This is a genomic window from Frankia sp. QA3 (genome assembly GCF_000262465.1).
Taxonomy (GTDB): Bacteria; Actinomycetota; Actinomycetes; order Frankiales; family Frankiaceae; genus Frankia.
Genome location: NZ_CM001489.1, coordinates 4,944,163 through 4,970,619 on the forward strand (window position 1 = coordinate 4,944,163; position 26,457 = coordinate 4,970,619).

Below are 26,457 nucleotides of genomic sequence, written 5' to 3' on the forward strand. Positions count from 1 at the left end.
CCTACCTGAGATGACACGTTAATCCACCTTTTAAAGGGCATGGACGTCATGAGCAGGTGGCGAGGAGGTGGCGAGGGTGGGTCTGGTGGCTCGGAGCGAGCGGGGCGCCGTCGAGCCGGCCGGGAAGCGGCGCCCACAGCGCCCCGGGGCGCGGCGTTCAGAGCGAGCGCGGCGGGCGACGAGGCCCCCGCGGGCCGATCCGCCCGCCACGCGGGAGACGACGGTGACCGCGTCCGACGGGGTACGGCTGCACGTCACCGAGGCCGGGCCGCGCGACGCCGCGCTGACCCTGGTCTTCGTGCATGGTTTCTGCATGACCGCGGACGCCTGGCGCTTCCAGCGCCGGGACCTGGCCGATCTGGGGCGCACGGTCTGCTACGACCAGCGCGCGCACGGCCGGTCCGGCCCGTCCGACGTCGAGCACTGCACCATCGCGCAGCTCGCCGACGACCTGCACCGGGTCCTCGACGACCGGGTGCCGACCGGCCCGGTCGTGCTGATCGGTCACTCAATGGGCGGGATGACCATCCTCGGGCTGGCCGAGACGCACCCGGAGCTGTTCGGCGACCGGATCATCGCGGTGGCCCTGCTGTCCACGAGCGCGGGCGAACTGACCCGCCTGGCATTCGGGTTGCCGGCCACCGTCACCGCGGCGGCGCGCAGGGTCCTGCCCGGAGTGGCCGTCGGGATGCAGCACGCCCCGTCACTGCTGGAACGGATCCGATGGCGGGGCAGCACCCTGTCGCGGGCGCTGACCCGGCGGCTCGGGTTCGGCGCGACCCAGGTGCCGGAGCCGGTGGTCGACTCCCTCGAGGAGATGATCGCGAGCACCCCGATTCCCGTGGTCGGCGCCTTCCTGCCCACCCTGCTCGACCACGATCGGCTGGCGGCCGCCGGTGTGCTGCGCGATGTCCCCACCCTGCTGCTCGTCGGGGACGCCGACGTCATGACCCCGCTGGAGCACAGCCGGACGCTGGCCGAGGCCCTGCCCAAGGCCGAGCTCTCGGTCGAGCAGGGCGCCGGACACGCGGTCATCCTGGAACGTCCGCACGAGGTCAGCACCCGCATCCGCGAGCTGATCGCCCGCGCCCGGCCGGCCCGGCGGGCATGCCGGCCCCGGACGAAACCGACGCTGCGCACCCCCACGGCCGGACGAGCGAGCGCGCGCGCCCGGACGCACCGGACCTCGACGCCTACGCCGCCCGCCGGCCGCGGACCGGGTGCTGACAGCGCTGCCTGATCCCCGGGCGACCCGCGGCGGTCAGTCTCCGTAGAAGCCGGCCGGATCGAGATCGGACAGCACGACCCAGTCCGGATCCGCGGCGACGGTGACCTTCGCGGTGGCGGATCGCAGCTCGACCGCCAGCGCCGGACGCTCGTCGACGAGTTGAGCCAGCGCGTAGATCGTGGCGAGGATGTGCACGCATGGTCGTGGGCGCGCCCGACAGGTGCAGCCGCTGTGCTGCTCTTCCAGGCGTACAGCGATGCTGATCGCGTGGCGTCTGAAGTCCGCCTCGAGCATGTCGGGCAGGTCCCCGGCGGCCATCCCACGATGCTCGGCCATGGCCTTGGCGACCAGACGCGCCGCCTCGGCCTGCGTCTCGTCGGGCCAGACCGGCAGGTCGATCCGCACCCGGCACACCTCCCCGGACACGGCGACGTCGGCTTCGACGTGGCCGGTGCCGGCAGCCACCACGGTGGTGGTGTTCCGCGCGAGTGTCCGCGCCCTGGGCAGCAGCGCGTTGGGCCCGGCCGTCGACGTCGACTCGATCGTGCGGACCCAGGCCCTGCCCCACGGCGTGGCGCCGAACTCCGCCGGCATCACGCGAAGGCCCCCGGGTCGAGCGCCAGCACCGCGTGGAGGTCGTCGTCGGACAGTCTGGCCAGCGCGGCCTGGGTGTCCCCGGAGACGATCTCGGCGACGCCCCGCTTGTTCTCGTGCATCTGCGCGATGTGGTCCTCGATCGTGCCGCCGGTGACGAGGGTGTGGACGTTGAGCGTCCGCAGCTGACCGATCCGGTGCGCCCGGTCGGTGGCCTGCTCCTCCACCGCCGGGTTCCACCAGCGGTCGTAGTGCATGACGTGGGAGGCGCGGGTCAGGTTGAGCCCGAAGCCGGCGGCGCGAAGGCTCAACAGCAGCACGGGTGGCGCGTCGTCGTCCTCCTGGAACGCGTGGACGAGCTGGTCGCGGCGCTGCGTGGAGAGGCCACCGTGCAGGAATGGGATCGGGCCGACGCCGAGCGCCGTACCGAAGTGCTTCGACAGCAGCTCGCCCATCGCCCGGTACTGGGTGAACACGAGCACACGGTCGTCCTGCTCGACGACCTCGGTCAGCATCTCGGTGGCCCGGTCGAACTTGCCGGACCTGCCGGGTTGAGCGGTGTCCTCGTGCAGGTACTGGGCGGGGTGGTTGCAGATCTGCTTGAGCGCGGTGAGCAGGGCGAGCACCCGGCCGCTGCGCTCGATGCCGTCGCCGAGGCCCGCGGCGAACGCCTTGCCGACGGCTTCACGGTAGAGCCGGGCCTGCTCGTCGGTCATCGTGCAGACGATCGTGGAGTACTGCTTCGGCGGCAGATCGGCGGCGACCTCGGCCTTGGTGCGGCGCAGCAGGTGCGGTCCGACCATCCGGTTGAGCGCGGCCGCAGCGGTCGCGGAACGGCGTTGCTCGATCGGCGCGACGAACCGTTGCCGGAACCGGCCACGGGTGCCAAGCAGGCCGGGGTTGGTCACGTTGAGGACGGACCACAGCTCTTCGAGCCGGTTCTCCACCGGTGTGCCGGTCATCGCGATCCGCACGGCCGCGGACAGCTGTGCGGCGGCCCTGCTGGCGAGGGCCTCCGGGTTCTTGATCTGCTGTGCTTCGTCCAGGATCACGACGTCCCAAGCCGTGTTGGCCAGCGGCTCGTCCTTACGCAGCACCGGGTAGCTCGTGACAACGACGGTGCCGGGCGAGTAGGACTGCGGCAACGCCCGGCTCGCGCCGTGATAACCGACGACCGGGGTGGCGGGCGCGAACCGCGCCAGCTCGCGCCGCCAGTTGCCGATCAGTGAGGTCGGGCAGATCACCAGGTGCGGCGCGGCCGACCGGCGGGTGGCCAGCATGCAGATCGCCTGCACCGTCTTGCCGAGGCCCATCTCGTCGGCCAGGATTCCGCCGTGCCCGAGCCCGGGTCGCGCGCTGAGCCAGGCCACCCCGTGCACCTGGTAGGGCCGCAGCTCGGTGGCGATGCCCGTGCTGCGCAGCGCGATCCGGGTGGCCACCGCCTGACGGAACTGGGCCAGCAGCGTGGGTGCGGCGGTGATGGCGGTGCCGTCGGCGTTGAGCACCGCATGGGCGGCCGGCGGCATCCGCGCCCCCAACCACCCGAACGCCTCGTCGTCGGCGTCCAGCAGGCGCGCGGCGTCGCGCCATGCCCGTAGGGAGGCGCCGACCCGCGCACGCGGGTCGAGCATGAGCAGCCCCTGCCGGGCGGCGTCCAGATCGGCGAAGCGTACGGGCACGCTCGCCGGCCGTACCCCGTCGCGGTCGGCCACGGCCAGGCGACAGACACCGGGGCGGCCCATCGGCAGCCCGTGTTCACGAACGGCGTCGTCCAACTCGGCCACACCCCACCAGGCGATCGCGTCCTCCGCGGGGACGAAGGTGGCTTGCAGCCGACCCGACAGCTCAGTCATCGAGCACCTCAGACGGTTGTCAGGACATCGGATGCGCTCTGGGCCGAGTGCGTGTGCAGCCGTGAGATGCCGCTCGGCCAGGAGCGGTACGTACTCGTACGATTAAGATGCGCTACACAAGCGTTGCGCTACACAACTGTTGCGTGACACAACTGTTGCGCGATGCAATCTACTCAGCCGATCGGGCAACGTCAATGACCGTGAACGAACAGGGATCCTCCGAAACCAGCCAGTCGCTGGCGACGCAGGTCATCGAAGCTCTACCGGACTGGATCACCCACCTCATCCAGATCAACAGCCTGATTGCCGCCCGGATGGGGGTAGTCGTCACGGACTTCCACTGCCTGCACGCGTTGCAGCAGGATGGTCCGACCACGGCCGGCGCCCTGGCCGAGCGCGTGGGCCTGACGCCCGGCTCCGCGTCGCGCATGATCGACCGACTCGCCGCAGCCGGCTGTGTGCGCCGGGTTCCGGACCCGCTGAGTCGGCGACGGATCCTCATCGAACCGACCGACCAGGGCCTCGACCGGATCAATGCCTACTACGCCGGGTTGACCGCCCGGACCCGCGAGGACCTGGCCGCCTTCGACGACGACGAGCTGCGCACCCTCCTGCGGTTCATCGAGGTGTTCCGGCTCGGCGCGATCGCCGAGGTCCGCCAGCTGCGCTCCACGCCCTGAGCGGCGTCCTACCCGGCGACGACCCAGCCGGGGAACCACATGCGGGCGCGCCAGGCGTCCAGCGGGATCACCTGGGCGGCGAGGATCGGGTAGAAGTAGGCGAACATCAGCACGACGACGATCAGGTAGACGCCGACGGACAGCGCCCCCACCAGGCGACGGGTATCCGACGCCGCACGGGGGCCGAGGGCCAGGCCGGCGGCCGCGGTGATCCCGAGGACCAGGAACGGCAGCAGCGGCAGGGCGTAGAAGAAGAACATCGTGCGGTTGGGGAACGCCAGCCATGGCAGGAACGACGAGCCGAAACCGACGAGCACGAGGGCGGCCCGCCAGTCGCGCCGGCTGACCCAGAGCGCGAGCATCGCGACCAGCGCGGCCGTCCCGACCCACCACACCGCCGGATTGCCGAGGGCCAGCACCTCGCGGGCGCAGCCGCCGGCGGCTCGGCAGCCCTGCTCGCCGAACTTGAGGCCCTGGTAGTCGTAGGCCACCGGCCGGCCGAGCACCAGCCAGCTCAGGGGGGTGGACTGCGCCACGTGGTGGGCGTCGAGATGTTCGTGGAAGTCGAGGATGGCCTGCTGGTAGTCCCACCAGCCGTGCCAGGCGGCGAGGAGTCCGTCGCCGTACCTGTGCCGGTTGTAGCCGCCGTCGGTGACGAACCAGCCCGTCCAGGTGGCCAGGAACGTCACGATCGGCAGGAGGACGTAGCAGCCGGACCAGGCCGGCAGGTCGCGGCGCAGCGCGCCACGTACCGGCCTCCGCACACCGGCGGTGCGCCGGGCGCCGACATCCCAGGCCAGGGCCAGCGCGGCGAAGCCGATCAGCGTGTAGAGCGCGCTCCATTTCACGCCCAGGGACGCGCCGAGGCACAGGCCGGCGGCGATCCGCCAGGGCCGCAACCCCACTCTCGGCCCGTAGCGGGCGGTGATCTCGGCGGCCCGGGGCGCGGCCGGTCGCGGCGCGCCGCCGCGGCGCCCGTCCCCCGGCCCGCCGGGCGGCGGGCCCGCGGCGGCGACGCGGGCGGCGAGCCTGGCCCGGCCGTGGTCGCGGTCGAGCACCAGGCAGGCCAGCGCCAGCACGATCCCCGTCATCAGGAAGATGTCGAGGATGCCGATCCGGCTCTGGACGAACTCCAGCCCGTCCATGGTCAACACCAGGCCGGCGAAACAGCCGAGCAGGGTGGACCGGAACATCCGCCGCGCGGTGCGGGTGAGCACCAGCACGGCCAGGGTGCCGAACAACGCGGAGGCGAACCGCCAGCCGAGCTCGGGGTTGCCGTGGGCGACGCCGGCGCAGTCGGTGTAGCCGAAGACCTTCTCGGAGGCCGCCATGAACCACTTGCCCAGGGGTGGGTGCGCCACGAAGCCGGGACCGACGCAGGTGTTGTTGTCCACCTCGTAGCCTGCGGTCATCAGACCCCAGGCGTCCTTGGTGTAGTAGATCTCGTCGAAATACATGCCCTTCGGCTCGGTCAGCTGCCAGAACCGCAGGACGGCGGCAACGGCGGTGACCGCGAGCGCGGCCACCCAGCCGAGCACCCGGTCGTTGGGCATCGGCGGGCACAGCCGTGCCCGCAGCGCATCGGCGGCGGAGCCGCCGGAACCGGACGGACGCTGCCGCCGTGACCTGACCAGGTTGATTCCTGACGCGAAGGGATTAGCCGTTGTCGGCGCCGTCACCTGATCAGCGTAGGTAGTTCGCCGACGAAGCAGACGGCGAGGCCTCCCCAGGCCTCCCCTGAGCCTCCATCCCACCCGTGGTTCCTAATGCCGCTTGCCGGCGGCGAGTACTCCTTCTGCACGATCAGCCGGGTTGAGTGGGCGAGCCGCGCGCCCGTTGGATAGCGTGCCCGCCAACAACGCATTCGGTCGGGGTGGAGGGGATCCGCGCCGACTGCCCGACGCTGTCCCACCGACGGGGGACTCTGATGGCCACGACAGACGCGCTGGTCGCTGCGGCGGCCGGGTGGAAGACCGAGCCGGACGGCACCGTCTACCGCCTGTACGACGCCGACGGCCAGGACGTCACCGGCGAGGCCGAGCCGGCCGCGCTCTACCGGCGGGCTGTCCGCGTCGACCTCGGCACGTACTGCTGGGGTGTCGCCCGGATCGACCTGGCCGAGTTTCAGGGCTTCGTCGTGCACGGGGATACCAGCGACCCGGCCGAGGCGCTGCGCCTGGTCCTCGCCGAGCCACTCTCGAGCGCGCCGACCGAGACGCTGAGGCGGGTGCGCGCGGTGGAGGACGGCGGATCGGTGCGGTGGGTGCACGAGGATGACGGCACGCCGGTTACCGACGGCCATGTCGTGGGCTGACGCGGCCCGCTGGCTCCATCGGACAGGGCACCTTCCAGCGCGGCGTAGACGTAACGCCCCGACAGTTGGATGCCGTCGGATGATCCGTACGCGGGTCAACGCTCGGTGCCGGAGGCCCAGTCCTCGGCGAACGTCTCCGTCTGGGCGATGACGAGGTCGATCGCCTCCCGCGCCGCGTCGGGCGGGTAGCCGTGCCTGGCGAGCAGGCGCTTGATGATGGTGCGAATCCGCGCGCGGACGTCCTCGCGCTTCGTCCAGTCGGTCGCCACCGAGTTTCTGACCTGGACGACCAGGTCGCGCGCGATCGCGGCGAGCTTGTCGTCTCCCAGCTCCTGGACAGCGGAGGCATTCTGCGCGACGGCATCGTAGAACGCGAGTTCGTCGGTGGACAGCGGCGGCGTGAAGTGTCGGCCGCGGTCGCTTTCGGTGTTCACCTCCTTGGCCAGCTTCGCCAGCTCGGCGAGGATCTCGGCGGCGGTCAGATGCTGGTTGCGGTAGGCGTTCATCAGCTCGACAATCCGGTCGGAGAAGCTGCGCTGGCGGACCAGGTTGTGCCGGGTGACCTGGCGCATGGTCTGCTCGATGGCGCGCCGCAGCGCCTCGATCGCGAGGTTCGGGGTCTTCGACGCCCGCAGCCTCTCCAGGTACGCCTCGTCCAGGTGGGAGAGGTCGGGCCGCTCGATGCCGGCCGCTTCGTAGAGGTCGGTGACGCCGCCGGCCTCGATCGTCGCGGCGGTGAGCTGGCGCAGCAGGATCTCGACCTCGTCGGGGATGGGCAGGCCGGCGGCGCGGCGCTGCTCGGCGTCCAGCTTGGCCATCGACACCCGGACGGCGTGGAAGAACGCGATGTCGGGACGCAGGTCGTCCAGCTCGTCCCGGACGGAGCACAGCGCGTAGGCCCGTTCGAGGCGGGCGGCGGCGTCGCGGAACCGGGCGGGGCGCGGGAGCGGGCCGTCCTGCGCCGTGTTTCCGGGCCGGGACGGGTCGCACAGGTAGTCGACGGTGCCGAGCAGGGCCTGCTTGTAGGCCGTCCGGCTGCCGCCGGCGAGCACCGTCCCCCAGTCGTGGTCGGCGAGGAGCTTGACGATGACATCGTGCAGGTCGCGAACCTTGCCGATCATCTCGTCGAGGTCGCGGCCTAGCGGCTGCTGCGCCTGGTCGGCGGAGGTGTACTCGGCGAGGGCCTCCCGCAGCCGTTCGGCGACCGGGGCGTAGGCGACGAGCAGGCCGTCCTGCTTGTTGCGGTGGGTGCGGTTGACCCGGGCGATGGCCTGCATGAGCGCGGCGCCGCGCATCGGCCGGTCGAGGTACATCGTGTGCAGCGGCGGCGCGTCGAACCCGGTGAGCAGCATCGACTGCACGATGATCAGTTCGAGCGGGTCGTCGTCGTTGCGTACCCGGGACTGGATCGTCTTGTTCTGGGACGGCCGCCGGACGTGCTTGAAAATCTCGCCCTTGTCGTCGCTGTTCCCCGTGTAGACGACCTTGATCTTTCCCTGATCGACCGCGTCGTCATGCCAGTCGGGACGCAGCTCGATGATTTCCCGGTACAGCTCCGCGCAGATCCGCCGGGTGGCGCAGACAATCATCCCCTTGCCGGGACTGTCGATGAACGGACGCATCTGGGCGGAGCGCGATTCCCAGTGTTTGACGATGTCACTCGCCAGAGTCCGCACCCGGGCCGGCGCGCCGTAGAGCGCGTTCATCACCGCGACGTTGCGCCGCAGGCGCTCCTGCTCAGCTTCGTCCAACCCAGCGGTGATCTCGTCGGCCTGGGTGTCGATCGCCTCGGGATCAACGCCCGGCGGTAGTTCCAGGGGAATGAGCCGGCTTTCGTGGAACACCCGGACGGTCGCCCCGTCCTCGACGGCCCGGGTGAGGTCGTAGACGTCGATGTAGTCGCCGAACACCTTGCGGGTGTCGCGATCCGCCTCCGACAGGGGGGTGCCGGTGAACGCGAGGAAGGTCGCCTTCGGCAGCGCCTCGCGCAGCCGAAGGGCAAACCCGTCGAGATCGCCGTAGTGGCTGCGGTGCGCCTCGTCCACGACCACGATGATGTTCAACCGGTTGGAGAGCAGCGGATGCGTCGACTCCGCCTCCCGTTCCTCCTTGGTCAGGCCGAACTTCTGCAGGGTGGTGAACAGGATGCCGCCGGTAGCGCGGCTCGACAGTTCCGCGCGAAGCTGGTCGCGGCTGTCGATCTGCACGGGTTCGCCCGGGAGCAGCAGGCTGGACTGGAAGACCCCGTAGAGCTGGTCGTTGAGGTCGATCCGGTCGGTGAGCACGAGGATCGTCGGGTTCGCCAGCCGCGGGTCGACGCTGGCCTGGTAGGCGTAGAGCTCCATCTCCATCGACTTGCCGGAGCCCTGGGTGTGCCAGACGACGCCGGCCTTCCCGTCGCTGCGGATCGCCTCGACGGTCTTCTCCACCGCCCGGCTGACCGCGAAGTACTGGTGCGCCTTCGCGATCCGCTTCTGCAGGCCCGAGCCGCCCACGCTGGCGAACGTGACGTAGCCGCGCAGCAGGTCGAGGAACCGGCGCTGGTCGAACAGGCCATGCAGCAGCACGGACTGCGCGTCGTCGTAGCGGATGTCATCGACCTCGCGCGACAGCTCCCGCTGCCCGCCGGGATTCCCCTCCGGCCGCACCGGCACGCCGTCGTCGTCAACGTTCCACGGCGCAAAGTGGTTGAACGGGGTGAACGGGGTGCCGTAGCGGGCGGTCACGCCGTCGGAGACGGCGAACAGCACGGTGGCCCGGAACGCCAGCGGCCATTCGGTCACGTAGTTCATCAGCTTCTGGTGCGCGACCCGCAGATCGGCCTTCTCGGAGCCGGCGTTCTTCAGCTCGACGACGGCGACGGGCAGGCCGTTGAGGTAGAGGACGAGGTCGCAGCGGATGCCGTTGCGGTTACGGTCGTCGATCCGCACCTGGCTGGCGACGACGTAGTCGTTTACCTCCGGGTCACGGAAGTCGATCAGCCAGATGGTCGGGGTGGTCTCGGCGCCGTACTCGTCGATAACGGTGACAGACCGCATCCCACGCGCCATGAACTCGTGCAGCCGCCGGTTCTCCGCGATCGCGTCCCGCGATTCGGACGCGAGCACCACGGCGACGGCCTCGTCGACGGCGCTGGCCGGCAAGTCCGGGTTGATCTGACTGATCGCCTCCCGAAGCCGCCCGACGAGAATCGGCTCGGCCCAGTCCTTCCGCTCACCGCCACCCCCGCTGCGCGGCCCGAGCTGCGCGCCCTTCATCGGCTGCCACCCGAGCTCCCCCAGCGTCTCGACGGCCACCTGCTCCCAGTCGTCCTCGCTCATGGCCCCCCGACCCAAAGTCACGTCACATCCTCCACAATCTTCTCCGCATCCCGCACCCGAATCTCCCCCGACATCAACTTCGGCAGGAGCGCATCCCGCAGCTCGGCGAGCTTCGTTGACTCAGCACTGGCAACGCTCGCTCTTTGATGCAACGAATCGACTCGCGCATTAAAATTCTCGTACACGTGACGCTCCGGAAGTCGAACCGGCAACGCCTTGAAATTTTTTCTACTCAACTCAAGAAAAGTTGATCCGTTCGCGATACCTATCATCTCGTCGACACGACTTTTCATTTCGTGAAATAGCCACCAACGGAGCTCGGGCTTTGGCGGCACCACAACAATAAACCCCTGGTTGACCGCCACAGGAACCTGGTTGACAGCGAAAGCACCGATAGTCGCCCTGGACGTCATGAGTATCGAGCCAGCCGCATGAAGACGCGAAGCGCACGCCCTCAAACCATCTTCAGTTATCGATCTCATCGTTGCAAAAAGATAGGGAGCATCGAGAGCCGTGATATCAGAGGGTGTCGCCCAGCAGATCTCTCCATCCCAGTAACTCGCCTCACCAGTGGCAGGGGTTCCACCGCCGAGCACTTCGGCGACAGATCCGAAGTTTTCAGACCCGAAAGAAATCGACCGGACGACCGAAGAGAACAGAGAGTCCGCCAGATCCAGGACAGTCGAGCAAATTCTTCCATTAATCGCGATCTTGTCGTCCAGCGCCCCGAGCACCCCAAGTATCCGATCTTGTTCAGTCTCCGGGGGAATACATACATGGAACGCTTTCGCTTCCGGGTAGTAGACCGTCTGATGGGTCGTCCCATGGGCAAATCTCCGAACACTCTCCTGCTCAAGCAGGAATATGTAGTTAAGATATCGAGATCTCAACTCTGGACCACACACCCAGTTCACAAAATCTTGACTGGTAGCCATAGGTTTGCCCATAGTTACGACATAGCCAACCGATGCCGTACGCGAAAGACACACGGTGCCTGCCGGTAGAACTCGAGCAGAAGAGTTCGCAATCCCCAAGCTATTTGTTGATTCATTTGTTTCATAGATTGTAGCTCCATGATTAGCCGTCGCATCACGAATACCTATCCATGGGATATTTCCACCCCAGTAATCAGAGACACGGCGGCTCGGTGTATGGCCACTCTCAAGGCGCGCCAAGCTTGTAAGGGATCTCCAGACGAAGCCTGGTGGGGGGGTTTGGCCCGGATCTCCAACACTCAGAGCGTACTTTCCTGGAATCACGCCCATCGTTGCGGCGCGACCGCCAGTTCTGGTTGAAACTTTAGACATCTAGCCGCTCCATCTGAGTGCGAATTTCCTTTTCCAGGCGGGCGGATTCCTCGAAATGGGAGAAGAGTTCTTTGGTGAGGCGCTCAATCTTCTCGTTGATCGGTTCGTCGCCGGAGGTGTCGATCTCGGCAGCGCCGACGTAGCGGCCGGGGGTGAGGACGTGGTCGTGGGTGCGGATCTCCTCGGTGGTGGCCGAGTAGCAGAAGCCGGGGACGTCCTCGTAGGTCAGCTTCTTCTCGCGGGCCGACGCGGTGCCTCGCCAGGCGTGGTAGGTGCCGGCGATCTTTGCAAGGTCTTCCTCGGTGAGGATGCGCTCCGTGCGGTCGATCATCGTGCCCATGTTGCGGGCGTCGATGAACAGGGTTTCGCCGCGGCGTTCGGCGAGGCGGCGGGCGCCCATCGGGCCCTTGTCCTTGGCGAAGAACCACAGGCAGGCGGGGATCTGGGTGGTGCGGAACAACTGCGGCGGCAGCGCGATCATGCAGGCAATCAGGTCGGCCTCGACGAGAGCGGCGCGGATCTCGCCCTCACCGGACTGCTTCGACGACATCGAGCCGTTCGCCATCACCACCCCGGCGCTCCCGCGGGAGCCCAGCTTGGCGATGATGTGCTGCATCCAGGCGAAGTTCGCGTTGCCGGCCGGCGGGGTTCCGTAACGCCAGCGCTGGTCGTCGGCGGTGCGCGCCCAGTCGGACATGTTGAACGGCGGGTTCGCCAGGATGAAGTCGGCCCGCAGGTCGGGGTGCCGGTCGTTGTGGAACGTGTCGTCCCAGCGGGAGCTCAGGTCGCCAGTGATGCCGTGGATGGCGAGGTTCATCTTCGCCAGCCGCCAGGTCCGCTCGTTCGACTCCTGCCCGTAGACGGCGATGTCGTCGGAGTGCGTGAGCCCGCGGTGCTCGGCGATGAACTTCTCCGCCTGGACGAACATGCCACCCGACCCGCAGCACGGGTCGTACACCCGGCCCTCGTACGGCTCCAGCACCTCGACGAGCAGCTTCACCACGCTCGCCGGGGTGTAGAACTCACCGCCACGCTTGCCCTCGGCGCGGGCGAACTTCTCCAGGAAGTACTCGTACACCTCCCCCAGCACGTCCCGGGCCGACCGGGTCGCCGCCTCCGCCGGGGCGGCCGGTGCGGGCTCGGCGAACAGCGCGTCCTCTTCCGCCGAGGGTGACACCGGCTGCGGGGTCGCTCGGTGGCCGGTGAAGCGGGCATCGCCGAGCAGGTCGACGAGTTCGCCGAGACGACGCTGGTCGACGCTCTCGCTGTTGAAGATTCTCGGGAGGACGCCGGTGAGCGGGGGGTTCTTCTTCATCACCGCGTCCATCGCGGCGTTCAGCAGCTCGCCGATGCCGGCGCTCTTCGCGTTCGCCGCGATGGACTCCCACCGGGCCTGCTTCGGCACCCAGAAGACGCCGTGCCCGGAGTACTCGTCGGGGTCGTCGAGGAACTCGTCGACCCGCGATTGCGGAATCCCGTCGGCGAGCACGTCCTGGCGGATCTGCTCGCGCCGCTCGACGAACGCGTCCGAGACGTACTTCAGGAAGATCAGACCGAGGACGAAGTCCTTGTACTGGGCGGCGTCCATCGAGCCGCGCAGCTTGTCGGCCGCCTTCCACAGCGTTTCGCGCAACTGGGCCATGGTCGGGGGTCCGGCCGGGGCGGCCTTCTTCCGCGGGGGCATGTATCTCCTCGGGTGCTGTTCGCCATCTATGAGGTGTCGTGGTGGCTCGGTGATCGCGAAGGCCGGCGGGTCAGGGACTCTCATCCAGCGCGGCGATCAGGGTAAGTGTGCCGTCGGCCAACCCGTCGACGGTGGTACGGCGCAGTTCGTCCAGCAGGTCGACCTCGCGCAGGAGCTGAGCCCGGCGGGCGTCGGCGCCGGCGAGCAGGGCGTCGAGTCGGCGCACGATCGGCTCGGGTAACGCGGCGATGCACAGCTCCTCCAGTCGGCGTGGCCCACGGACGGCTCCGGGGGCGCGGCCGGTGGGGGCCGCGGCGACGAGCAACGCGGCCAGCACCCGCGGGGTGAGCACGGCGCGCCCGGCGTCCGTCAGCCGCAGGCCACGCGCGGGAAACTCGATGATCGAATAGCCGCTCTCGTCGAGATGGGCGCCAAACCGGGGACCGGTCGTCACGATGATGTCGCCAGGTTGAGTGAGGGCGACCCGCGGATAGGCGTCAGCGAGCACCATCCGGTCGATCCGCCGGCCGCCGACACGCGCCGCGCCCGTGAGTTCCGGCGCGCCGATGACGGGGTGGTTCCCCATCGGGCGGACGTCGCCCGGCGCGACCCGTGCACCCGGCAGGATCCGCAGCAGCGGGCCACCCGGGGCGGTGGTGCGGGCCAGCCGTGCGATCGAAGCCGTGGGGAGGGCGCGCGGGTCCTCCCGCTCCGCCACCAGGCCGCCAAAGCCGGGCACGGCATCGTCCGTCCTCACGGCTTCACGGTGAGAGGCGATCCGACCATCGATCTCGTGGAGGCGCACGACCGCCCGGGCGGCCCGCCGGGTCGGCTCGCCGGTGGGGCGCGGCGCCGTCAGAGCCACCGACGCCTTCCCTGGTCGCATCGTCAACTGGCTGATCGCCGCCTGGGAGGCGAGGGTGCGCAGATGCTCATCCGGGCGGAATCCGTCGCGGCGCCAGGTCGCGACGTCCAGGACGAGCGTCTCGACGATGTCATCGGTCAGCTCGCGGTCGGAGATGTCCGCCAGTAGCACCCGACCGTGCGCCGGCGCGTCCTCCTCCCGACGCAGCACCCACAGCGCCGTCCGGTAGGCCGGTCGGAACGGAACCATTCCGCCGGGCAGGTGGATCACCGCCTCGACCAGACCGGTGGTCAGCAGCTCGTCGCGGCGGCGCACCGCCGGCCGGTGCACCGGCAGCGGGTCCACCAGCGCCTCGGCCGGCCCGAGGATGACGGCGGTCTGCCGTGAGCGCAGCGCGTCGGCGATCCGGCGCACCGCGGCGAGCACCTCCACGGCGTCGCGATCCTCCGCCGGCCGGAACGGCAGGCAGGTGACGACGACGTCGGAGCTCGTGCGGCGCGCGGCGGAGGCACGAATGTCCAGGTCACGGCGGGCCACGCCCGCGACCGTGAATCGGCGGCGGGCCAGCCGGGCGAGGAACCGGTCGGGCTCGACCCCACTGAGCTTCACGTCATCCGCCTCATCGATCACCGCGTGGACGGCGGCCAGCAGGTCACCAGCACCCGCCGCCGGATCGGCCACGTGCACCACTCCGGTCTCCCGGGCTTGTTCACGAGCGCCCGACAGCTCCGCCATCAGGTGCGCCAGCCGCGGTACCACCGAGTCGGTGTAGAGCTCGGGAACGTTGAGGCGGTGACGGGCGCCCAGCAGCCGTCCGAACGCATCGCGGGTGTTGTAGGCCGCCTCGACCAGCTCGTCGACAGCGGGGGCCAGCCAGCCCGCGTGCAGTCCGAGCGCCGTCACCTCGGAAAGCAGCAGTCGGTCATCCGGATCGACCCGCTCGGCCCGGACACGCAGCGACGCGAGCAGGTCATCGTCCTTCTCCACGCCGATGGTCGGCGCAGCCGCAGTAGCCATCGTGACGAGTGGTTCGTCGTCGTCAAGGTGGCGGAGACAGAGCAGCGCGCTGGCCGCGGCGACGAAGGTCCGGGTTTCCAGCCGCTGCCCCAGGCAGCGCAGCAGGTAGAGGCGCAGATCCGCGTTCTCGATCTGACGGTTGCCGCGCCGCGGGTTCGCAGCGAGCCAGCGCACGACGTCCGGCGCGTGGAACATCGGGATGCTCGCGTCGAGTCCTGGGCCCGTCACGCGAGCGGGGAAGTCGGCGTGCCGGCGCCGCCAGGTGGTCACCACCGCGCGCCGCACGTCGGCGAGGTCTGCGATCTCCGGCATCGAGATGAGCAGCGTGCCCCCATCGGTCAGGTCCGGCATGTGTTCACCCCCGTTCACTCGAACGTGCAGCCCACGGCCCGATCCGTAGTCGCGTCAGGCAAGCATAGCGATGATCATACGAATTCGCTCGACTCTGACCGATAACCCGGGTTATCAGCTGACAGTTTGATTTCAGACATCGATCGCCGCCACAGTGATCTCCGTCCGGGCCGCTCGGGGGGTGGCCCGGACACCCACGCCGACGCCCCTGCACACCGCGTTTCCCGCTCCGCGGGCGACCTCGACGGCGGCGGCACTCGTCACGAATCGGTCAGTTCCTCGACCCTCCCGAACAGAACGCAGCGAACAGGCGGCATCTGTTCAGGCGTCGACCGAGCCTGGCCTTCGGTACCTGTCCAACGACCAGAGCCGGTCGGGAAGGGAATCAGGAATGACGGACGACACGGAGACGGATCCGATCCGAGACGCCCTGTACGAGCGCCTGTTCGACGAGCTCGACCAGGCGGAGGAGTCCTCACAGGTCGCCGACCTGGTGTTCGCGGCCTTCGACGGCGCCGATGCGCTGAACGAAGCGCTCGGCGGCATCACCACGCCGCGCCCGCAACCAACCCGGCGGCCTCGTTCCCACGACGCACAGATACCAGGCATGTACTTGAAGTCCATCTCGGTCCGCGGTTTCCGGGGCGTCGGCCCGATGACGACGCTCAACCTAAGCCCCGGCCCAGGCCTCACCCTGATCACCGGCCGTAACGGCTCCGGAAAGTCGAGTTTCGCCGACGCCGTCGAGTTGGCCCTCACCGAAACGAACGATCGCCTCGACCGCGGCAAGATCTGGAAAGACGGCTGGCTCAACCTGCACCGTGAGGGAGCGCCCCGCATCGAGGTGGAGCTGACGGCGGAGGGCGCGCGTCGGCCGATCAAGGTGGCGCGTGCCTGGCAGGCTGCCGACACGGACCTGCTCGCCGCGAAGACCACCGTGCGCCTGCCCGGTGAAGCCGCCCGCCCGCTGTCGGAGTTGCCGTGGCAGGAGGCCCTCAGCGAGTACCGGCCCATTCTCGCCTACTCCGAACTGACCGGGCTGATCACAGACGGCAACGCCAAGAACTTCGACGCGATCGATCGCATGCTCCAGCTCGGCGACCTGGGCCAGATCCACAACCTGCTACGACAGACGCGCCTCGAACTCGACCGGGCGAGGAAGGCGGTGGCCGCCGGCATGGCCGACCTACTGGCCGAGCTCTCTGCCTCCACCGACGAGCGCGCAACGGTGATACGAACCTCGCTTGCCTCGAAGGTGGCCAGGCTCTGGGATCTCGACGCGGCATACGTGGCGGCGGGTGGCGCGGCTGCCGCCGATGCGAACGACCGAACCGCGAACACCGTTGGCGCCATTGACACCGTTGGCGCCATGGAGCTTGACGATGAGGCGACGGCACTGGGTCGCCTCCTCGCCCTGGACCTACCTGAGCCATCCGAGGTCGCCGAACGGGCAGCGAACCTGCGGGCCGCCGTTGCCCGCGTCAAGGCCACGTCCGGAACTCCCGCCGCTGATGCCCGCCGGGTCGCCGGTCTGCTGCGCACCGGGCTCGACCACTACCGGGAGCACGGCGGCGGCAGCTGCCCGCTGTGCCGCGTCGGCACGCTCGACGAAGCCTGGCGCGCCTCCGCCACCGAGGAGGCCGAGCGGCTGCACGCCATCGCCGAGGACGCCAACGACGCCAACAATCGGCTAGGCCACGCCCGCGGCTCAGCGCTCGCCCTGATCCAGGAATCACCGCGGGCACTCGCCGCGGACCGGGTGCCCGGATCTATGGCGGACAGCGCCGCGCGGGCGCGTGCCGCCTGGGATGCTTGGGAGCGGCTTCGTGCCGAAAGCGACTCCGGAACACTCGCCGACGATCTCGTCGTCCACCATCAGAATCTCCTCTCGACCCTTGGCGCGCTGCGGTCCGCGGCCCGGACGCGGCTGGAGACGCTCGAGACCGCCTGGTCTCCACTCGCCCGCCGGACCCTGGAATGGGTCGACGCCGCCCGCGTCAGCCGGGCCCGGCAACCACTGCTCAAGGCACTCAAGAACGCCGAGGACTTCATCAGGAGGCTCCTGGAGCACATGCAGGACGAACGGCTCGAGCCGTTCGCGACGCAACACGCGGAGATCTGGGCCGACCTTCGGCAGGAGAGCAACATCGAGATCGGCCGACTCAAGCTACGGGGAACTGGTACGCAGCGCCGACCCGAACTCGATGTCACCGTCGACGGAGCCGGCGGCAAGGCGCTGGGCGTGATGAGCCAGGGCGAGCTGCACGCGCTCGGGCTTGCGCTCTTCCTCCCCCGCGCCACCGTGCCGGAAAGCCCGTTCCGGTTCGTCGTCATCGACGACCCGGTGCAGTCCATGGATCCGGCGAAGGTCGACGGGCTCGCCCGCGTCCTGCTACGCACCGCCAGGACCCGTCAGGTCGTCGTCTTCAGCCACGACGACCGGCTCGCCGACGCGGTCCGCCGGTTCAGCACCCCCGAGTTCCCGGCCCGCCAACTGGAGGTCGTCCGCGGGGAACAGTCCGTCATCGAGATCAAGTCGATGCTCGACCCGGCGAGCCGCTGGCTGGATGAGGCCCGCGCGCTGGCCCACACCCCCAACCTGCCCGAGGACATCAGGTCCGCGCTCGTCTCCGGGTTCTGCCGGTCGGCCGTGGACGCCGTGTGCATCGACATCTACCGCCGAAAGCGCCTTGCCGCCGGAGATCGCCACCACGAAGTCGAGGACGCAATCACGGCGACGAAGGGCACCGGTTCGAAGGCAGCACTCGCGATCTTCGAAGACGCCAAGCGCGCGCCAGAGGTTCTCGGCTACATCAACAACAGGTGGAAATGGCAGACCGGGGACATCTACAAAGCCGTCGTCAAGGACAGTGGACACGGTCCCCGCGACGGCGATGCCACAGCCCTGGTCCGCGATGCCCGGGTTCTCGTCAACACGCTCAGCGAGCTCCGATGATCACCTTCCGCTATCTGGACGTCGCCGACAGTCTCCTGCGGGAACGCCCGGACGAGATTGCCGGGCTGTGGCCGCGTGCCTGTGCCTGGCTGCTGCGGCTCGCCCTCGAATCCGCCGTGGACGACCTGTGGGCCCGTGAACGCCCGGCCGTCGCGCAGACCCCGATGCGCGCGCAGCTACTCAGTCTCCACTACCTTCGCGCGCTGGGCCCCGAGCCTCCCGCCACTGCGGAATACCTCTGGGAATCCCTGTCCCGCGCGGTTCACCACCACCCGTACGAGCTTTCACCGACCGCCACCGAACTGCGCCGCTGGCACCAGGACGTGCACGCACTCGCCCTCACTCTGGGTTCGCGCCGGCCGGAACCCGATCCCGCCGCGCAGCCGGAGTCATCCTGAGCGAGCGGTCCAGACCCGAGGAGAACGGAACAACGAGACCCCCCTTGAAGATCGACGATCGACCGGGTCGGTCAGCCCTCGGCGGCCGGCAACGTGGGCAGCTTCAGTTCGCCGAGGCCCGCCCGCGTCAGGGACCGGACCCACGGGCCGGGAAGGTCAGCCAGAGGCTCGAACTTCTCCCAATGCTGGACAACCATGGACAGCATGTCCCACCTGGTCGTGCTCCCGGCCTTCGTGAGAAAGATTCCTTTCACGGCATGCGCGAGGAACAAGCGCTTCTCGGCCAGCCGGTGACGGATCTTCATGTCACGGGTGAGCAGTACCAAATCGCTGTCGCCGACGTACGGTAGCCATTCGGTGTCCTGGGCTCCCAGACTGATCGGGCAACGCCGGTGACCCGGGTGGAGAACGTCAGGCCTCACCGCGGCAAGCGCCTTGCCCAGCGGGAGGGTGTTCTCGTCCACGAAGAAGCGCGGCCGTAATACGGCACCGTCGTCCATGTTCAGGCTGCGATCTCCTGCCCTCGAAGACGGCTCTCGTAGCGCACCGCGGCCTCGACGTCCGCGTCCGGTAGCTCATAGGCCTCAGCGATCTCCGCGATGGACTCGCCGGCAGCCCACAGCTCGTACAGGTTCGCCGTGCGAGTGCTGCGCACCACCGGGGAACCGAACTGCCGCAGCGGGTCGAGGACGACCTGGCGGGACGTGCTGTCCGGGAACAGGCGCAACGCCTCATCCTCGCCAACGCCAGCACCTGGTGCGAACTCGACCATTTCGAAGAAGTGCTGCGCCTTTGGCGCGAGCACCAACTGCCCGTCGCTGATCCGAACCATGGACAGCGAACTGCCGAGACCGACCTCTTCCTGGACCGCGAGCACGACGTCCATCCCGAACACGTAGGGCTTGGCGTGGGCGAGGGGGTAGGACACCCCGAACCGCTCGCGTAGGCGCTGCACGACGATCCGCATCTTCTGCAGAGAGATCCCCTTGACGCGATATTCCCGGAGGTAGCCGGCTTCGACGAACTCGCCCCAGGTGACCGCCTCGTTCCCGGTCCGCTCGGGGCGGATCACCGGGTCATAGTGGATCTCCCCACGGGTGTAGCCGTCGATCCACCCTCTCAGGCGTGCCGGGCTCACCGCGAGCAGGCGAGCTGCCTCGCTCATCGAGTAGACCTCGCGGTCCAGCACCCTGACGGCCACCCCGACATCATGGCTCATGGACAAGATCGAAGGCATCCGCACGCGCCTCCTGGGCCGGCATCGGACCACCCGCCTCGACCTGGACGTTGCCGGCTTCGGCAACCTTGGTTCAGCACCCCTGCCGGTTGGCGGCATACCGGCGGGCTACCTGGGCCCGCCACGCGGCCGCCGAGCCTCCCCCTTGGGCGGCCCGGACCGTCCACAGGCCGGCCACGTAGCAGGCAAACGCGGTCAGGGCGTCCGGGGTGACCGTCCAGCAGGCGAGGCCGGTCGCCCACCGCTCGGCGTCCGCCGGTTCGTGGCCGGCCCCGACAAGTCGGATCACCATGAACGCCGCGTCAACCCAGGGAGCGGCGGCGGCGGGCCGCGCCCAGTCCACAACCCGCACCACCGGGCCGTCGATGAGGAACTGCCCCCCGTGCAGGTCCATGTGGGTAAGCCGGTCCCCGGCGACCATCTGGGGTGCCGGAGCGGCGAGGGTAGCCGCGGCGCCCACGTCCCAGCCGTCAACCACATCCGTGGGCAGCGACCGGACCGCATCCCACCAGTCCGCCCCGGACCACCGAAGCTCGAGCGGACGCAGCTCTGATGCGGGAAGCGCAGCGATCCTGTCCACGGCTGCAGCAGCCGCCGGCAGATCGGCCGACCCGGGGCTCAGGTCGGCCGGCCTGCCGGTCGCGTGGTCGAATCCGACGAACAGCCAGCCGTCGGCGTCGACGACGAACCGCGGGGTTGGGGCGATGCCCGGGGCGAGCCGTCCGTTCGTGTACTCGGCGCGGAGACGTTTCCTGCGCACCCCATCCCCGTAGACGCCTTTCACGAACATCTTGGTTGTCGGGGTGTTGACGACCGCGGCGAAGTCGCAGCCGTCTCCCCTGTCCACGGTGCTGGCGGAGACCACCGGACCGGCCTGTCCGGTGATTGCGTCCTGCACCTCGCCTGGTAGATCGTCCCATTCGATCATCGATAGAGCTCCGTCACTTGGGGATGCGGCTGCCCTGGTTCTCGTCGCCGTCCTTGCCGCTCGCCGAGCAGTTTCCCTCATCGGCGCAGTCGGCCGCCGACGCCCACAGGTCGGGTTCAATCTGGTAGCCAAGGCGTTCGATCGCCCGCACCGTCCGAGCTATGCCCCCCGATCCGGGATGCCCGGCGGGATCCCCGCCGGCATGGCATCCGTCCGGTTCGGGGGCGCACTTGCCGGCGCTGGCGGGCTTGTCGTCGGGGACGTGGTGGATGTACGTGCCGGCGACCTTCCGGCAGAACAGCGAGTAGTCCTTGGTGAACAGCAGGAAGGTGTGCCAGCCCAGGTCGACGGCGCGGGACGGGCGTAGACCTCGATCAAGCGCCGGGCCGCACGCGGCGAGGAACGCCAAGGCCTGATCGACGATCCGACCGGCGTCGTCGGCGACTTCCGGATGGTCGACTTCGAGGCGGGCAACGAGCCGCTTGTAGAGCTTCTGCGGGATCAGGTCCCGGCCGAGACGCGGCGGGGCAAGGGTGGCGGGCATGGGGTCCTCCTGGTGGGTGTTCAAGGGAACTCAGGTCGGGGGGGGAGGGGGCGGGGTAGACGAGGTCCGGCCCCCTCCCCGCTGCGCGCGGCCGCACGCGGCTCCTCCCCGGGGACCGGAGGGTGGGCGGCCACCCACCGCGGCGGGCGGCGGCCCGGTGAGGGGCTGCTCGGGTGCCATGAGTTCCCCTTTTTTCGCGGACCGGGCGCCGACCGGCACATCCGCCGGTACGCCTTATGACACACTGCGCAGCAGACCGGCGACAGACCGCGAGAGGCTCGCGGACGCGAGAGGTGTTTCTCTCGCCCGCGAGGCTCTCGCGAAGGCGGGAGGGGGCCGTCGTGCAGGACCGGCCGCGGCCAGCGAAGGCGGCATTCGTCTCCGAGCTCGCGCGCATGCGCGGCGAATGGAAGGCGAGCTTCACCAAGCTTGGCGAAAAGATCAAGGTGCATCGAATGGTCGTGTCCGCGGCCTGCCGCGGCGAGCAGCACGGAAGTCCGTGGCTGCTCCCGTCGCGGCAGGTGGTCGAGGGTCTGGACCGGGAGTTACACGCCGCCGGCCGGCTGGTGCAGTTGTGGCAGGACGCGGTCATGGAACACACCGCGCTGCAGATCAAGCGCAAAGGCGTTGGACATCTCCCGGCCGGGAACTCCACAGTGGTGGAGAGACCGGCGGCGGGAGAGGAGAATCCGACGGACGCGGATCGCAGACAGTTCGTCGAGCTCGCCGCACTCTCAACGCTGGCGTTCGAGACCACCCGTCGCATCGACGCATCCGGTGCGGCGCCGACGCTCGGCGAGCTCGAGGACGACATGGCGGATATCGCCGCCAGCTTCGACACAACGCCACGCCTGACGCTGATTGCCGAGGTCGCGGGGCGGTGGAAGCAGGTCGAAGCGATGCTCGACGGCGACAATCAGCGGTTGACTGTGACCGACAGCCTTCGCACGACGCGCCTCGGCGGCCAGCTCACCTACTACCTGGGCCGGCTCGCCTTTACCGGTGGCCACTATCGGGACGCGCGCCGGTTCGCTGACCTGTCCGACCGCTACGCGGCCCAGATCGATGACGACATACTGATCGGTTCTCTCGCCGCGCTGCGATCGAGCATCGCCTACTACACCCATCGCTGGGATGACGCTGCCACCATCGCGGGCCGCGCCCGCCGCGCCGCACCGCCGTACCTTGCGGCCCGGCTGGCGGCGTATGAGGCTCGCGGCCAGGCCCGACTTGGGCGGGTCCACGCGACGGAGAGCGCACTGACGGCGATGAGGGAAGCAGCCGGTGCGGCGACAACGCCCCGGCCGGGATCGTCTCCGTTCACCGCTGGCTCGGCGGCGATGTTCGCCGCTGTGTGCGCGATCGAGCTCGGTGACGGCGCTGAGGTTCGACACCGTGCACAGCAAGCCGTTGATCTCCTTGATCCTCGGTCTCATGAGGAACGTGGTCACGCGTACCTCTGCCTGGCCACCGGTGTTCTCCTGCAGGACCGGCCGGACCCGGCGGCGGCAGTCGCGGCGAGCCGGGCCGCCGCAGCAGTCCCCGACGGGCATCTTTCCGCAACGATCGTGTCCGCTATGACCGAAGTTATGAGAGACCTCAACCCGTGGGCATCGGATCCGGACGTGTCCGCACTCGGCGCGCTGGTCCACCAGGTCTCGGTTGGCCCTTCCCGCGTAGCCCCTGCAGGAGCCCTTGAATGACCCTCAAGTTCGGCCCTCCCGATGTCGTCACCATCCCGACGGTTCTCACGGAGCGTCTGATCTTGCGTGGCTGGCGTCTCGATGACGTTGAGCCGTACCTCACCATGGCGCTCCACCCGGACATGTCGATCTACACGAGCTCTCCGTCTCGCGAGAGCAGTGTGTGGGGCATGACGGCGTTCCAGATCGGCCACTGGGCGCTGCAGGGCTTCGGCATGTGGATCATCGAAGAGCGTCGAACCGGAGAGTTCCTCGGCCGGGTCGGCCTGTACGAAGAACCTGGCTGGCCGGGGTGCGAAGTGGCCTGGACGGTACGGCGGGACCGGTGGGGCGAGGGCATCGCCTCGGAAGGTGCGACGGCCGCCGTCGAGTTCGCGTTCACCGAGGCAGGCCGCGAACGTCTGATATCGATCATCCATCCGGAGAACATTGGCTCCATTCGCGTCGCCGAGAAGCTTGGCCTCACGCTCGCCGAGGGGCCCATCGACCGGGACGGTGAGCCGCGAAACATCTACGCGATCACCTGTGCCGAGTGGAAGCGTTTGTCCGCCGCCGGGCTTTGAAGTTCCGACAGGCGACCCACACCTCCCGCCATGGAAGTTGGCGGTCTCGAGACCGGTCGCAAACCTTGGCACGGAATCCAGTCGCCAGGCCCTCGTGCAGGCCGCCGACCTGCGTGACGCCCGGCTGCACGACGCGCGGCGTACCGCGGCCACCGCTCTGCTGTTACTGGGCGTGCCGGACCGGGCCGTCATGGGGATCATGGGGTGGTCATCGGACCTGCGCAGCCGCTACCAGCACCTGACTGACCCGATCCTCAAGGACGTGGCCACCAGGCTCGGCCGGCTGCTCTGGGAGAAGGTGCCCGAAGCGGCGGAACGCCCCCAGAAGGGTGAGTGAGACCAGAACTGAGACCGCAAGATCGTGACCTGGTCCGCGCCGCCGGACCAGGTCACGACGAACACCCTGGCCAGACGTCAAGATCGGCTGCGGAGGATGCGAGATTCGAACTCGCGAGGGGTTGCCCCCAACACGCTTTCCAAGCGTGCGCCCTAGGCCACTAGGCGAATCCTCCGTCGATGAGACTATCTGATCGTCGCCGATCCGTGGACGCGGGGTCGCCCGGGCGCACGGCTTGCTCCCACGCGCCCCCGGATCACCTCGCCCCCTCGGGGCGCGGCCGTGCCGAGCCGTCCGCGGAGATGCCGCCGGTCCTCCCGCGACCGCGCCGCCCGCGCCGGCGTCCAGACCCCGCGCGTCCCCCGGCAGACGCCCACCCACGCCCGTCCGCCGCTCGGCTGGCCCCATGTTTGCCCAGAGGGGTTTCGTGTCCGCTTCATCCCTCTGGATAAGCATGAGGAGGGGCCTCGAGGCGGGTGGTCGGGCGGGGGCGGCGGTCGGGTCGGCCGGTAGGGGTGACCTCGGGATTCATGATCGTTCCGGGCGGGCTAGACTGCATGGCAGACCCCTCGTGCGGCGTTACCCTCGTGAACCCCCCCAGGGCCGGAAGGCAGCAAGGGTAAGCGGGCTCTGACGGGTGTGCGAGGGGTCCTCTCGTTTCGCCGATCGTCTCGTCGAGCACGCGGAGCAGGCCAGTGAGCGCAGCGTTGTACAACCGGTACCGTCCCGCGACGTTCGCCCAGGTCGTCGGCCAGGAACACGTGACCGACGCGCTGCGCAAGGCGCTGCGAACCGGCCGGCTGCACCACGCCTACCTGTTCAGCGGGCCGCGGGGCTGCGGCAAGACGTCCTCGGCCCGGATCCTCGCCGCCTCGCTGAACTGCGAGCAGGGGCCCACCCCCGAGCCCTGCGGCGTGTGCGACGAGTGCGTCGGCATCCGCACCGGCGCCTCGATGGACGTCACCGAGATCGACGCGGCCTCGCACGGACTCGTCGACGACGCCCGGGATCTGCGCGAGCGGGCCTTCTTCGCCCCCGCGTCGGCCCGCTTCAAGGTCTTCGTGGTCGACGAGGCTCACATGGTGACGGCCGCGGCCTTCAACGCCCTGCTGAAGGTCGTCGAGGAGCCGCCGCCGTACCTGAAGTTCGTCTTCGCCACCACCGAGCCGGACAAGGTCATCCCGACGATCCGGTCCCGCACCCACCACTACGCCTTCCGGCTCGTCCCGCCGGGCGTGCTGCGCACGCACCTGGCCTCGATCTGCGAGCAGGAGAACGTCACCGTCGACCCGGCGGTGCTGCCGCTGATCGTGCGGGCCGGGGCGGGATCGGTCCGGGACTCGCTGTCCGTCCTCGACCAGCTGCTCGCCGGGGCGGACGACGACGGCCTGCACTACGACCGCGCGGTGGCCCTTCTCGGCGTGACCGACGGGGTCCTGCTCGACGAGACCGTCGACGCGCTCGCGCAGCGCGACGGCGCCGCCCTGTTCACCGTCGTCGACAAGGTCGTCTCCGCCGGGCACGACCCGCGGCGGTTCGCCACCGACCTGCTCGACCGGTTCCGCGACCTGATCGTGATGGCGGCCGTCCCGGACGCCGACGCCCGCGGGCTGCTGGAGTCCTTCTCCCCCGACCAGATCGACCGGATGCGCGCGCAGGCCGCCGCGGTCGGGCCCGCGGAGCTGTCCCGCACGGCGGACGTGCTGCACGGCGGCCTGGTCGAGATGCGGGGCACGACGAGCCCGCGGCTGATGCTCGAACTGATCCTGGCCCGCGCGCTGCTGCCCGCGGCCTCGGCGGACCCGGCGGCGCTGCTGACCCGGCTGGAACGGCTGGAACGCCGCTCCGTGCTCGCCGGTCCCGAGCCGGCCGCCGGTCACCCGGCGCCGGTGCCGGGATTCGTCCCGGGCGCGGTGGCGGGCAATCCGCCGTTCGGCGGTGCTGGTGACTCGGATGGCCGGGATGGCCCGGGTGGCCCGGGTGGCCCGGGTGGCCCGGGTGGCCCGGGTGGCCCGGGTGATGCGGCGGGTCCGGGGCGGGAGCCGGCGCCCGCTCGGCCGGTGCGCGCCGCTGCGACGCCCACCTCCCAGGGCCCGGCGTCCCAGGGTCCGGCCGGCGGCTCGTGGGGTCCGGCCCCGGCGGCCGGCGGGATGGGCGCGGGTGCCCCGTCCGGTGGTGCCGGCTACGGGCCCCCACCGTCGAGAGGCGCCGGTTTCGGGCCATCGCAGGGAGCCGGCGGCGGCCCCGGAGCCAGGCAGGGCGGCGTGGCTGGGCAGGGCGGCGTGGCTGGGCAGGGCGGCGTGGCTGGGCAGGGCGGCGGGCGGATCGACGCCGCGGGCCTGCGGATGCTGTGGGACGAAGTCCTCGTGCTCGCCGGCCGCCTCAGCCGCAAGACACACGCGATCCTGAAGGATCACGCCGCCGTCGCCGACGTGCGCGGTGACGAGGTGGTGCTCGCCTTCGCCAGCCCGACGATGGGACGGATGTTCGGGCAGGGCAACAACGCCGAGCTGTTCTGCGCCGCGCTGGCGGAGAAGATCGGCGGGACCTGGCGGGTGAGCGTCGCGCCCGCGGGCGG

20 protein-coding genes, 1 tRNA gene, 1 other RNA gene and 1 pseudogene are annotated in these 26,457 nt (G+C 69.6%); 10 read left to right on the plus strand and 13 right to left on the minus strand.

Features of this window, described 5'->3' with window-relative positions; translation table 11 throughout:
* The first annotated feature begins 223 nt into the window (after positions 1-223).
* Positions 224-1,240 carry an alpha/beta fold hydrolase gene (locus tag FRAQA3DRAFT_RS20290; protein ID WP_157467519.1) on the plus strand — a complete coding sequence of 339 codons (1,017 nt, stop codon included), beginning with the start codon at positions 224-226 and terminating at the stop codon, positions 1,238-1,240.
* Positions 1,241-1,261: 21 nt separating this feature from the next.
* Here the strand turns inward: FRAQA3DRAFT_RS20290 and FRAQA3DRAFT_RS20295 are convergent, their stop codons facing one another.
* Positions 1,262-1,822: a hypothetical protein gene (locus tag FRAQA3DRAFT_RS20295; RefSeq protein WP_009740927.1), complete on the minus strand. Its 561-nt coding sequence runs from the start codon at positions 1,820-1,822 to the stop codon at positions 1,262-1,264.
* Complete coding sequence (locus tag FRAQA3DRAFT_RS20300; RefSeq protein WP_009740928.1) at positions 1,822-3,675, minus strand: DEAD/DEAH box helicase; 1,854 nt, start codon at positions 3,673-3,675, stop codon at positions 1,822-1,824. Before FRAQA3DRAFT_RS20300 ends, FRAQA3DRAFT_RS20295 begins: the two co-directional genes overlap by 1 nt.
* Before the next feature lie 194 nt (positions 3,676-3,869).
* On the opposite strand from FRAQA3DRAFT_RS20300, the gene FRAQA3DRAFT_RS20305 reads away from it, so the two are divergent.
* Positions 3,870-4,355, plus strand: a complete 486-nt coding sequence (locus FRAQA3DRAFT_RS20305; RefSeq protein ID WP_009740929.1) for a MarR family winged helix-turn-helix transcriptional regulator — start codon at positions 3,870-3,872, stop codon at positions 4,353-4,355.
* An 8-nt stretch (positions 4,356-4,363) separates the two neighbouring features.
* On the opposite strand, the gene FRAQA3DRAFT_RS20310 is transcribed toward FRAQA3DRAFT_RS20305, so the two are convergent.
* A complete protein-coding gene (locus tag FRAQA3DRAFT_RS20310) occupies positions 4,364-5,908 on the minus strand; it encodes a dolichyl-phosphate-mannose--protein mannosyltransferase (protein ID WP_157467522.1) in 1,545 nt (514 codons plus the stop codon).
* Positions 5,909-6,282: 374 nt separating this feature from the next.
* Between FRAQA3DRAFT_RS20310 and FRAQA3DRAFT_RS20315 the strand changes: the two genes are divergently transcribed.
* Positions 6,283-6,669, plus strand: coding sequence for a hypothetical protein (locus FRAQA3DRAFT_RS20315; RefSeq protein WP_009740931.1), 387 nt, complete (start codon positions 6,283-6,285; stop codon positions 6,667-6,669).
* Between the two features lie 95 nt (positions 6,670-6,764).
* On the opposite strand, the gene FRAQA3DRAFT_RS20320 is transcribed toward FRAQA3DRAFT_RS20315, so the two are convergent.
* The 5 genes and pseudogenes from FRAQA3DRAFT_RS20320 to FRAQA3DRAFT_RS20330 all read right to left on the minus strand — a co-directional run bounded on the left by FRAQA3DRAFT_RS20320 (position 6,765) and on the right by FRAQA3DRAFT_RS20330 (position 15,213).
* Positions 6,765-9,989 (minus strand): type I restriction endonuclease subunit R, encoded by a 3,225-nt coding sequence (locus FRAQA3DRAFT_RS20320; RefSeq protein WP_035921252.1) that lies wholly within the window; start codon positions 9,987-9,989, stop codon positions 6,765-6,767.
* 17 nt (positions 9,990-10,006) lie between these two features.
* The gene (locus FRAQA3DRAFT_RS37475; RefSeq protein WP_232291680.1) at positions 10,007-10,723 is read right to left on the minus strand and encodes a restriction endonuclease subunit S; all 717 of its coding nucleotides are present in this window, start codon (positions 10,721-10,723) and stop codon (positions 10,007-10,009) included.
* A 15-nt stretch (positions 10,724-10,738) separates the two neighbouring features.
* Positions 10,739-11,296, minus strand: a pseudogene (locus FRAQA3DRAFT_RS38860) (restriction endonuclease subunit S); the annotation flags it as partial.
* Complete coding sequence (locus tag FRAQA3DRAFT_RS20325; protein ID WP_009740934.1) at positions 11,289-12,980, minus strand: class I SAM-dependent DNA methyltransferase; 1,692 nt, start codon at positions 12,978-12,980, stop codon at positions 11,289-11,291. The pseudogene FRAQA3DRAFT_RS38860 and the gene FRAQA3DRAFT_RS20325, both read right to left, overlap by 8 nt.
* 70 nt (positions 12,981-13,050) lie before the next feature.
* On the minus strand, positions 13,051-15,213 hold the full coding sequence (locus FRAQA3DRAFT_RS20330; RefSeq protein WP_009740935.1) for a hypothetical protein: 2,163 nt from the start codon (positions 15,211-15,213) through the stop codon (positions 13,051-13,053).
* Positions 15,214-15,604: 391 nt separating this feature from the next.
* Between FRAQA3DRAFT_RS20330 and FRAQA3DRAFT_RS20335 the strand changes: the two genes are divergently transcribed.
* Both FRAQA3DRAFT_RS20335 and FRAQA3DRAFT_RS20340 read left to right on the plus strand, forming a co-directional pair.
* The gene (locus tag FRAQA3DRAFT_RS20335) at positions 15,605-18,169 is read left to right on the plus strand and encodes an AAA family ATPase (RefSeq protein WP_009740936.1); all 2,565 of its coding nucleotides are present in this window, start codon (positions 15,605-15,607) and stop codon (positions 18,167-18,169) included.
* The gene (locus FRAQA3DRAFT_RS20340) at positions 18,166-18,567 is read left to right on the plus strand and encodes a hypothetical protein (RefSeq protein WP_009740937.1); all 402 of its coding nucleotides are present in this window, start codon (positions 18,166-18,168) and stop codon (positions 18,565-18,567) included. Before FRAQA3DRAFT_RS20335 ends, FRAQA3DRAFT_RS20340 begins: the two co-directional genes overlap by 4 nt.
* A 71-nt stretch (positions 18,568-18,638) precedes the next feature.
* Here FRAQA3DRAFT_RS20340 and FRAQA3DRAFT_RS20345 read toward each other — a convergent pair whose 3' ends face one another.
* The 4 genes from FRAQA3DRAFT_RS20345 to FRAQA3DRAFT_RS20360 form a co-directional block, all read right to left on the minus strand.
* Positions 18,639-19,067 carry a hypothetical protein gene (locus FRAQA3DRAFT_RS20345; RefSeq protein ID WP_009740938.1) on the minus strand — a complete coding sequence of 143 codons (429 nt, stop codon included), beginning with the start codon at positions 19,065-19,067 and terminating at the stop codon, positions 18,639-18,641.
* Positions 19,068-19,069: 2 nt separating this feature from the next.
* Entirely contained in the window at positions 19,070-19,786 is a 717-nt protein-coding gene (locus FRAQA3DRAFT_RS20350; RefSeq protein ID WP_232291681.1) for a DUF433 domain-containing protein, read from the minus strand.
* Positions 19,787-19,877: 91 nt separating this feature from the next.
* Positions 19,878-20,732 (minus strand): hypothetical protein, encoded by an 855-nt coding sequence (locus FRAQA3DRAFT_RS37480; protein ID WP_009740940.1) that lies wholly within the window; start codon positions 20,730-20,732, stop codon positions 19,878-19,880.
* A 13-nt stretch (positions 20,733-20,745) separates the two neighbouring features.
* On the minus strand, positions 20,746-21,276 hold the full coding sequence (locus tag FRAQA3DRAFT_RS20360; RefSeq protein ID WP_009740941.1) for a hypothetical protein: 531 nt from the start codon (positions 21,274-21,276) through the stop codon (positions 20,746-20,748).
* Positions 21,277-21,617: 341 nt separating this feature from the next.
* Between FRAQA3DRAFT_RS20360 and FRAQA3DRAFT_RS20365 the strand changes: the two genes are divergently transcribed.
* The 3 genes from FRAQA3DRAFT_RS20365 to FRAQA3DRAFT_RS37485 all read left to right on the plus strand — a co-directional run bounded on the left by FRAQA3DRAFT_RS20365 (position 21,618) and on the right by FRAQA3DRAFT_RS37485 (position 23,879).
* Positions 21,618-22,979, plus strand: coding sequence for a hypothetical protein (locus FRAQA3DRAFT_RS20365; RefSeq protein WP_009740942.1), 1,362 nt, complete (start codon positions 21,618-21,620; stop codon positions 22,977-22,979).
* Complete coding sequence (locus FRAQA3DRAFT_RS20370) at positions 22,976-23,542, plus strand: GNAT family N-acetyltransferase (protein ID WP_009740943.1); 567 nt, start codon at positions 22,976-22,978, stop codon at positions 23,540-23,542. Before FRAQA3DRAFT_RS20365 ends, FRAQA3DRAFT_RS20370 begins: the two co-directional genes overlap by 4 nt.
* Positions 23,543-23,636: 94 nt before the next feature.
* Positions 23,637-23,879, plus strand: coding sequence for a tyrosine-type recombinase/integrase (locus FRAQA3DRAFT_RS37485; protein WP_035921255.1), 243 nt, complete (start codon positions 23,637-23,639; stop codon positions 23,877-23,879).
* Between the two features lie 90 nt (positions 23,880-23,969).
* On the opposite strand, the gene FRAQA3DRAFT_RS20380 is transcribed toward FRAQA3DRAFT_RS37485, so the two are convergent.
* Positions 23,970-24,054 (minus strand) — tRNA-Ser (locus tag FRAQA3DRAFT_RS20380).
* 385 nt (positions 24,055-24,439) lie between these two features.
* Here FRAQA3DRAFT_RS20380 and ffs point away from each other — a divergent pair.
* Positions 24,440-24,536, plus strand: an RNA gene (gene ffs, locus FRAQA3DRAFT_RS31985) — signal recognition particle sRNA small type.
* Positions 24,537-24,574: 38 nt separating this feature from the next.
* A partial coding sequence (locus tag FRAQA3DRAFT_RS20385; RefSeq protein ID WP_009740944.1) for a DNA polymerase III subunit gamma and tau occupies positions 24,575-26,457 on the plus strand: 1,883 nt, incomplete at its 3' end.